Below are 8,449 nucleotides of genomic sequence, written 5' to 3'. Positions count from 1 at the left end.
CAGCAATTCCACAAGATCGACCGATGCTGCCTGCGTGGGGCTGTCGCCCCGCGCGGTGCGCGATCTTGTGGAGTTTGGTAACTGCGGCTGAGTCGATCGGACCGCGGCCAGGAAGCCGGCCAGCCGGCCGGCCAGCATGATCTGGCGGCGGTTCAGGGCGTCGGCGGCGATCCCGGCCGGCACCGGGAAGGGCCGGCACCGGGAAGAGCAGCGACGGCAGGGTCAGCGCGGAGGCCACCCACCCGGCCAGTGCCGGTGAGCCGGACACGCCGAGCATGAGCGGCGGGCAGGCGATCCGGACGCCGGCCGTGCCGACCAGGGAGAGCGCGTTTCCGGTCCGGAGCGCGAGAAACCGCCGGTTGCCGACGATGCGCGCGTCGCTCACGGGGTGATGTTTCCGGCAACCCCGACGCCCGGCCAAGGCGCGATATCGGGGACGGCTCAGGGCACTTCCCGATGCGGCTCAGCATCGAAGTCGGCGACTCTTGGGTGGTCCGCAACACCGCATCGGAAAGAAGCGAGAGACTCATGAACTCGGTGCACGACTCGATGACTCGCCAGGGCCTGGTCCGGCCGCAGGAAGGGCGCATCCTCGGGGGTGTCTGCGCCGGCCTGGCCAAGCGGTTCGGCCTCGACCCCTGGATCGCCCGGCTGCTCTTCATCGTGATCCTGCTGGCCATTCCGGGCAGCCAGATCCTGATCTACCCGATCCTGTGGATCCTGATGCCGGCCGAGAAGCCCGCCTACGCCACCGCGTACCCGCCCGCCGTCTGAGCCTAGAGCTCAGCACGGAGCGGTGGTGTGGGCCCAGCTGCCGCCGGATCGGTCCGTACCCCACTCGGACCCTCCGGCGGCAGCGCCCGGCCCCGCCGCGCGAAGAAGACCGTGAGCAGCACCAGCGCTGTCAGCAGGGAGAGCAGCGGCACCACGCCGAGGTAGGAGACCCAGCCGGCCAGCCATTGCTGCAGCGCGGTGGCCGCCTCGACGACCGGATCACTGCCGGCGATCCGCAGGTTCCGGGCGAGCCGCAACTCGTACCAGCCGTAGTAGGCGACGTAGCCGCCGCTGATCACCAGGATCGCCCCGCCCAGCCGCGGCACCACGGCGAGCAGCGGGCGGGCGCGGGTGATCAGCGAGGAGCGCAGCAGCGCCACCGTCACCGCGGTCACCCCGACCACCAGGCCCATGCCGGCCGCGTAGGCGATGAACAGCAGCACCCCGTCGAGCAGGGTCGCGGTGGTCAGGCTGGTCGCCACCAGGGCCAGGAACGGGCCGACCGCGCAGCCCAGCGACGCGATCGCGTAGGCCATCCCGAAGACGACCATCGACCAGGTCGATCCGGTGAGCACGGGAGCGCGTACACCCCAGCTCGGAAGCGAGAAACCGAGCGTGAGCCGGACGCCCAGCCCGGCCAGCACCAGGCCGAGGACGACGGTCAGCCACGGGAGCCGCGGCTGGAGCTCACCGGCGATCGGGGTCAGCGCGAGACCGAAGGTGCCGAAGACCACGACGTACCCAAGAGTGAGCGAAAGTGTGCAACGCAGCGCACGCACAACGGCTCTGCCCGGCGACGCCGGGTCACCGACGAGAAGCACCGAGAGGTACGCCGGGAGCAGTGCGAAACCGCACGGGTTGACCGCTCCCAGCATGCCGGCGGCGAGCGCTAGCAGCATCGCTCAGGCCACCAGGGTCTTGACCTGTTCGGTGAGCTGGAGGTCGTCGAGGTATCCGATGCGGACGACCTTGCCGGTGCGGTCGATGAAGACGTACCAGCTCTGTTGGGTGATCTTGAAGCGTTTCCAGATCTTCCCGGCCTCGTCGTCGAGGTGCGGGACGGCGTCCACGTCGAGGTCGGAGACGAACTCGTGCATCTCGGAGTTCTTGCCCAGCCCGGCGATGCCGAGGATGCCGATCTGACCTTTGTATTCGTCGGCCAGGTCGGCGATGCTCTGCGCCTCGCCCGCGCAGGTCGCGCACCACGGCGCCCAGAACCACAGGATGGCCGGCTTACCGGCCAGGGCCGCGGCGTTGTAGGCGGCTCCGTCCAGCGTGGTGCCGGTGAACTGCAGCGACCTCGGCACGTCCTCCGGGGCGGGAAGCTCCGCGGCATCCTGGGCGGCCGGGCTTCTGTCCGTGGCCGGCAACGACGCCGGCGTGATCGGCGCGGCCCCGGGCGTGGTCGCCACCGGGGCGGCGCATCCGGCGGTGAGGCCGGCCACGAACAGCAGTGCGAGGAGTCGTCTCAATGGGAGGCCTTCGCGTCGTCGAGCCGCAGTGCGAGAGCCGGGCACACGTTGACCGCCTTGCGGGCACCGGTCTCCAGCCACGGCGGGAGGGGAGTTTGCGGGAACGCCGGGAACCCGTTCGAGTCCAGCCGGATGATCTCGGGAGCGACCGCCGAGCACAGGCCGTGACCGTCGCAGCGGGACCAGTCCAGCGCCAGCTTCCGCGCCCCGGTCTCCGCCGTGTACGGCAACGGCAGGATGCCCTTGACCGACTTGCCGCAGCCCTCACCGTTGGTGTGCGCGTCGACGTCCTTGGCGAACACCTCGAGTGCGGACAGCGCGAACCGGGACGTACCGTCCGGGTGGCTGCACGCGCCGCGGCCCTTCACCACGCCGGCGGCCTGGCGCACGTTGTCGACGGCGTTGCCGCCCAGCGACACCAGGGTGACCGAGCGGGCGAGGTCGGGCAGGCCGAGCCGGCACGGGCCGCACTGACCGGCCGACTCACCGGCCAGGTACTGCACGACCTGGGAGACCTCGCCGAGCGCGCACGTCTTCGAGCCGATCGGGATCAGCATGCCGGCGCCGAGCGTGCCGCCGACCTTCGCGAACCCCTTGCGGGAGATCGTCACGGTCGCGGCCGCCTCGGCGGTGATCCACTTGCCGTGGTAGCCGCCGACCAGCAGGCCCGGGCCGATGTCGGCGCCGCACATGTTGAGCACGTCCATCAGCGGGGTGCCGCTGGGCGCCTCGACCACGGCCGGGCTGCTGGAGGCGCCGCCCACGGTCAGCATGACCGTGCCGGGCTCCTCCGGGATGCCGACCGCGTTGTACTCCCACGGCCCGAGCCGGGCGGCGATCGCCAGCTGCGAGTACGTCTCGGCGTTGGACAGCAGGGTGGGCAGGCCCATCACGCCGTTGTCGCTGGAGCGGACCTTGCGGCCGGGCGGGATGTGCGCCTCGCCGTTGATGCCGCGGACCAGCGCGCCGCCCTCACCGGAGATGAACCGGTGCGGGACCGTGACGATCCGGGTCGGACACGGCATCCGCCGCTCGGCCAGGGCCGCGGTGATCGAGCTCTGGCCGATGCCGTCGTCGGCGATGCCGATGACGATCTCCTCGGCGTCGAGCGCGGCCGCGGCCAGGGCGGCACCGTCCAGGATGAGGTGCGGTCCGCGGGTGAGGATCGCCTTGTCCTTCCAGGACGGTGGCTCACCCTCGGTCGCGTTGACCACGATCACCGGCGGCAGGTCCTGCCGCCGGCACGAGTCGAGCACCGCGCGCACCTTGCGGGCGAACGGGAAACCGGCGCCGCCGCGGCCGCGCAGCTCGATCCGGTCGGCCAGGCCGATCAGCTCGCCCGATGACAGCGCCGCGAATCCGCCGTGAACCTCCTGGTGGGCCACGAGGTCGAGACGGCCGTACTCGTCAAAGCCCGCGGTGATCCGCGGAACGCCGATCGAGGTGACCGGCGGAACCTGGGCGGTGGTGCTCAATTCGCTTCCCCTCGCAGCTGCGACCAGTACTGGTCGTCAGCGACGTCGTCGTTCATCCGGCCGCGGCCGTTGCGACGGGCCCCCCGGCCCGTCTCGATCGGCTGGGCCGCCTGCTGATCGGCGCGGCGGGCCCGGCGGGACGCCATGTCGACCAGCGTCGGGGTCTCGTCCCCGGCCGGGTAGTTCGGATCGTCCGCCATGTCGACGAACCCACTGCGGCTGTGTCGTCCCGAGTCGGCGCGGTCGGCGTCAGCACCCCGGTCGCGCCGGTCCCGGGGCACCTCCTGCCCTTCCGGGCCGAAGTCGCTGTAGCGCGGCTCGTAACGAGCGCTGCGGCGCGATGGTGGCTCGTCGTCGTAGCGGGACCGTTGCCGGGGCACGTCGTCGAAGTCGGCGTCGGCACGGCGGCGGCCACGCGGGGCCTCGTCGTACTCGGGCTGGTCGGCCGGGCGGCGCCGGGAGCGGGGAGCCAGGTCCTCGTCGTCCTCGGCGTAGCGGCGGCCGCCACGGGGCGGCGGCTCGTCGAAGTCGGGGCGGCGCATCCGGGTGGAGGTGTCGTCCATCTCGATCCGGCGCATCCGGGTCGAGGTGTCGTCCATCTCGATCCGCCGCATCCGGGTCGAGGTGTCATCCATCTCGATCCGCCGCATCCTCGTAGAGGTGTCTTCGAGGTCCGACCTTTCCGGACGCCGCATCCGGGTCGACGTGTCCTCGCCGGCGTAGCGGCGGCCGCCACCGCGCGGCTCCTCGTAGTCGATCTCGTCGTCGCCCATCGGGCGGCGCGGCCGCGGTGCCGGCGCGACCAGGTCCTCGTCGGCGAAGCGACGTCCGCGCTCGGCCTCCTGCGGCGGCATGTCCGGCACCGGCGGCGCGGTCTGCACCTGCATCGGCGAGGCCGGCTGGAACGTGTCGACCATGGCGACCGGGCCGAGCCGCTCCGGTTCGGGGGCGGGCTTCTCCCGGCCGCGGCGCGGCGCCTTCCCGGCGGGCTGCGAGGTGGCCACCATCTGGCCGGCCGGGCCGCCGACGCCGGCGGGCGAGGCGAAGTCCTTGCGGCGGTTCAGGCTGACCGACAGGCGCACGGCCAGGCCGATGAGCACCATCAGCACGCACACGACGTAGCTGACGATGACCCAGGTCTTGGCGGGGCGACCGGCGCCGAGGCCGTGCAGCAGGGCGATCGGCCACATCAGGTACGGGATCGAGTGGATCGCGCGCCACATCCACGGCTTGCCCCGGCCGATGAACCGGGCGCGGGCAACGCCGGTCCAGATGACCAGGATCAGGATGTACGCCGAGAGTTGACCGAAGCCGATATACAGGGTGTTGCCCTGGGCGATGAAGGGGATCGCGATGTCGATGAGCCGGATGTGCCCCTCGGCGGTCTTCGTCCAGAGGTGGAAGCCGAGGGCGACGACCGCCATCACACCGGTCGTCCGGTGGATGGACTGCAGGAAGACGCGTTGCCGGATCGACAGCACCAACCGGTCCGTGGAGACCAGCCCGACCATGATGGTGATCGAGATCGACACCAGGACGAGCACGCCCATGTAGAACTCGAGGTACTTGAAGACGTAGATGTAGGTGACTCGGCCGACCGGCGTCATCATCGCGATGGCCCAGAGCGCGGCAAGTACGCTCGCTCCGAGGATCGCGACTGCGCCCTTTGGCGTCGACTTCGTACCGGTAGCTCCGACATCCACGGCCACACGATTGGCGGATCGCTGGTTGTTTCCTGTCCGGGCCATTGACTCCTCGTTCTCCGCAGCGGTTCACGTCCCGTTGGGCGGCGGGACGAGAGCACCCGTGGGGGGTGCCCCCTGCTTCTCTGGCGGGCAGCGACCCATCCCCTGGTCTCTGCCCTCCCCCATCTACGTAGTCGGCCGGGGTTCGGATGAACGTGGCGGGCCGAATTTGTCAGCAACTTTCCAGAGCTCCCGCCGCCAGCGGCCCTGAGCAGGGCGGATACCGACCGGTAACCAAGGGCTAAGCGAAAAATAAGGTCCGCCGGCGAGTGACCCGGCGCACCGGGTGAACCTTTCGCCGCTGCGCTCCGAACCACCTTGTGTGCGGACGGTTCCACCAGCCGTGCCAGAAGGAGATGATCATCATGCGACACCTGGGCGCACGGGCACTCACCGCGCTGGCTCTGGTCGCCGCGTCATTGGCTTGGGCGTCGCCGGCTTCGGCGGACGTGCAGGGATTCGCGGTGAGCATCGGCCAGAACCCGGCCACGTTCACCATCGGTAAGCAAGCACGAACACTCACCGCGGTCGCGACAACCGATCGTCAGCGACGTTGCGTGAAGGTGCGATGGTCGCTGACCGTACGCACCGACGGCGTGAGCCTCGACCAGCTGAAGATCACCCGGATCGAGGACGACCAGTCCTTCCGGGTGCGCGCACAACTGGACAACGACGCGGCCAGAATCGTGGACGCCCAGCTGGACCCGGGTCAGCTGTGCCGCGACCAGACGGTGACCGGCCGCTGGGACATCGCCTTCGCCGGCCCCGACGACGGCCAGGTGACGTTCGAGGCACAGGCGCTGGACGCGGCCGGCCGGGTACTGGCGACAACGTCGACGACGAGCCGGGTGGTGACGGCGGTGGCGGCCAAACCGAGCGCAAGCGCGAGCGCGTCCCCGTCACCGAGCGCAACCGACCCGGACGAGCAGATCGACCAGCCGGTAGCCGACGCCACCACACCGGCGGGCAACAAGACGTCAGCCGCAGCCCTGAATCCCGCGTCCGGCACCCCGAGCGTCCTGGGCCCCGGCTTGATCATCGGCGCGGTGCTGGTCTTCCTGGGCGTGGCGCTATTGCTGCGAATCCGCACCAGAAACCGCAAATCAGACCCGGCGTGGCAGACGGAGACGCAGGCCCTGCCGACGGGTTTCTACTCAATGCCCAGAAGAAGGCAATAAACCCTCCGAATAGTACGAACGTCGCTCCCCCAAACGCAGCGGCCGCGGCCCCCATCTTTGGAGGGCGCCGCGGCCGCCCCGCATTTTGGTAAAGAGTGTTTACTGATGGCGGTAGTGCCCGCTACGGTCCCTCCATGCGGCGCACATCGATCGCCCTCGTTGCAGCGTGGTTCGCGACGTCACTAGCGACCCTGGCCGCGACCGGCTGCGGCACCCAGCACCCGACCTCACCCGGCCCGACCCCCGCCATCATCCCGGCCGCCCCCGCCACCATCCCGGCCGCCCCCGCCGCCGGGTCAACCCCCGGGCAACCGACGGCCACCGCCGACACCCTCGGCGCGGGCCCGCGGCACAACGCCGCCGACGTCGAGTTCGTGACCGCGCTCATCCCCCACCACCGCACCGGGATCGCCCTGGCCGCCGCGGCCGCCGCGAAGAACCCACAGGCCCGCACCCTGGCCGAGGCCATCATCGTGACCCAGCAGGACGAGGTGGTCCGAATGACCGGCTGGCTGCAGACCTGGTCCGCCTCGATGGCGGCGTCGGCCACCCCCGCCACCGCGCCGGCCGACCCGATCAGCGCGTTGCTCACCCACCAGGAGGAGGCGGTGACGCTGGCCCAACAGGAACAGGCAAACGGCACAAACCTGACAGCGTTGGCATTCGCCAAACAGATCATCGAATCCCGAACGGCCCAGACAGCCGAGTTGACGACCTACCGTAAGTAGCCACCCACCCACGGCAACACCGGCCAATTTCGTGAGGTTACGGAGCTCAGCGGCCACCAACTAAACAAGATCGCGCACCACATCCCGCAACACAGTCAGCCTGCCCGCAAGGCACCGGCAGATCTTGCGGAATTGACCCATTTCCCGGCCACCACCTCGACAAGATCACCCGCGACCGCACGACACATGCGAGCCGGCAGCCCGCGCACGCAACACCAGCCCATCTTGTGAAATTGACGCATTTCCCGGCCACCACCTCGACAAGATCCGGCAGACCACCCGCGCATCGCCAGCGCAGGCGACCCCATCGACCTTGTGAAATTGGCGCAGAGGATGGCGACTCCACAAGATCACGCACCGCTAGGGGCGGCGTGCCGCACTCCCGGCCCGACGCAGCGGCATGCCTGCGGCGCGACGCTCTGCCCGGTCGCTTGAACCACAGACCAGACCTTGCCGCGGCAGGGATCGCACCAAGTTCCTGGAGGCCGAGGCCTCGCCCGGGCGCAGAGCCCGACATCCAGAAACTTGGTGTCTCGGACGCAGTTCGAGGCCCCGACATCAATGAAAAGGGAAGACGGACGAAACTAGGCGGCGAGCGGACCGACGCCGGAGGTGCATGGCGGCCTATCGCCGGTTGACGGCCGCCACCATGCGCAGCATCGGTGCGCTCCGGGATAGATCCGGGCCGAGCGGGCGGGCCGAGCGGGCGGGCCGAGCGGGCGGGCCAAGCGGACGGACCAAGCGGACGGACCAAGCGGACGGGCCAACGGCACCGGGCGGGCCGCGGCCACCACGGCAGCCCGGCCGGCAGGTGGGTCGGGCCAATCGGGACCGGCGACCGCGCCGACCGTGGTGGCGTGCGCGGTCGGGCAGGGCGATGCCATCGTGCTGCCGGGCCGGGCCGGGCCGGGCAGGCCCGGGCCGTGGTGGGCGGACGGACCAAGCGGACGAACCAAGCGGACGGCAGCGGCAGCAGCGGCAGCGGCGGCAGCAGCAGCAGCAGCAGCGGCAGCGGCAGCGGCAGCGGCAGCGGCAGCGGCAGCGGCAGCGGCAGCGGCAGCGGCAGCGGCAGCGGCA

General features: G+C 70.6%; 7 protein-coding genes and 1 pseudogene. 3 read left to right on the top strand and 5 right to left on the bottom strand.

The window, feature by feature from the left end:
- Window positions 1–385, bottom strand: a pseudogene (locus Adu01nite_RS09040) (hypothetical protein); the annotation flags it as partial.
- 143 nt (window positions 386–528) lie between these two features.
- On the opposite strand from Adu01nite_RS09040, the gene Adu01nite_RS09035 reads away from it, so the two are divergent.
- The gene (locus Adu01nite_RS09035; protein WP_203726110.1) at window positions 529–774 is read left to right on the top strand and encodes a PspC domain-containing protein; all 246 of its coding nucleotides are present in this window, start codon (window positions 529–531) and stop codon (window positions 772–774) included.
- A gap of 2 nt (window positions 775–776) precedes the next feature.
- Here Adu01nite_RS09035 and Adu01nite_RS09030 read toward each other — a convergent pair whose 3' ends face one another.
- The 4 genes from Adu01nite_RS09030 to Adu01nite_RS09015 are packed head-to-tail and all read right to left on the bottom strand — an operon-like array spanning window position 777 to window position 5,424.
- Window positions 777–1,673, bottom strand: a complete 897-nt coding sequence (locus Adu01nite_RS09030; RefSeq protein WP_203726109.1) for a cytochrome c biogenesis CcdA family protein — start codon at window positions 1,671–1,673, stop codon at window positions 777–779.
- A gap of 3 nt (window positions 1,674–1,676) precedes the next feature.
- Window positions 1,677–2,246 carry a redoxin domain-containing protein gene (locus Adu01nite_RS09025; RefSeq protein WP_203726108.1) on the bottom strand — a complete coding sequence of 190 codons (570 nt, stop codon included), beginning with the start codon at window positions 2,244–2,246 and terminating at the stop codon, window positions 1,677–1,679.
- On the bottom strand, window positions 2,243–3,721 hold the full coding sequence (locus Adu01nite_RS09020; protein WP_239132253.1) for an NADH-quinone oxidoreductase subunit NuoF family protein: 1,479 nt from the start codon (window positions 3,719–3,721) through the stop codon (window positions 2,243–2,245). The genes Adu01nite_RS09025 and Adu01nite_RS09020 overlap by 4 nt, the downstream gene beginning before the upstream one ends.
- A complete protein-coding gene (locus Adu01nite_RS09015) occupies window positions 3,718–5,424 on the bottom strand; it encodes a translation initiation factor III (RefSeq protein WP_239132252.1) in 1,707 nt (568 codons plus the stop codon). The genes Adu01nite_RS09020 and Adu01nite_RS09015 overlap by 4 nt, the downstream gene beginning before the upstream one ends.
- Before the next feature lie 407 nt (window positions 5,425–5,831).
- Here Adu01nite_RS09015 and Adu01nite_RS09010 point away from each other — a divergent pair, with 407 nt between their 5' ends.
- Window positions 5,832–6,644: a hypothetical protein gene (locus Adu01nite_RS09010; protein ID WP_203726106.1), complete on the top strand. Its 813-nt coding sequence runs from the start codon at window positions 5,832–5,834 to the stop codon at window positions 6,642–6,644.
- A gap of 134 nt (window positions 6,645–6,778) precedes the next feature.
- The gene (locus Adu01nite_RS09005) at window positions 6,779–7,372 is read left to right on the top strand and encodes a DUF305 domain-containing protein (RefSeq protein WP_203726105.1); all 594 of its coding nucleotides are present in this window, start codon (window positions 6,779–6,781) and stop codon (window positions 7,370–7,372) included.
- Window positions 7,373–8,449: the final 1,077 nt, after the last annotated feature.

This window comes from Paractinoplanes durhamensis (assembly GCF_016862175.1).
Classification (GTDB): Bacteria; Actinomycetota; Actinomycetes; order Mycobacteriales; family Micromonosporaceae; genus Actinoplanes; species Actinoplanes durhamensis.
Note: the sequence above shows the minus strand (reverse complement) of the source record. Positions and strands in the feature narration are given on the sequence as shown.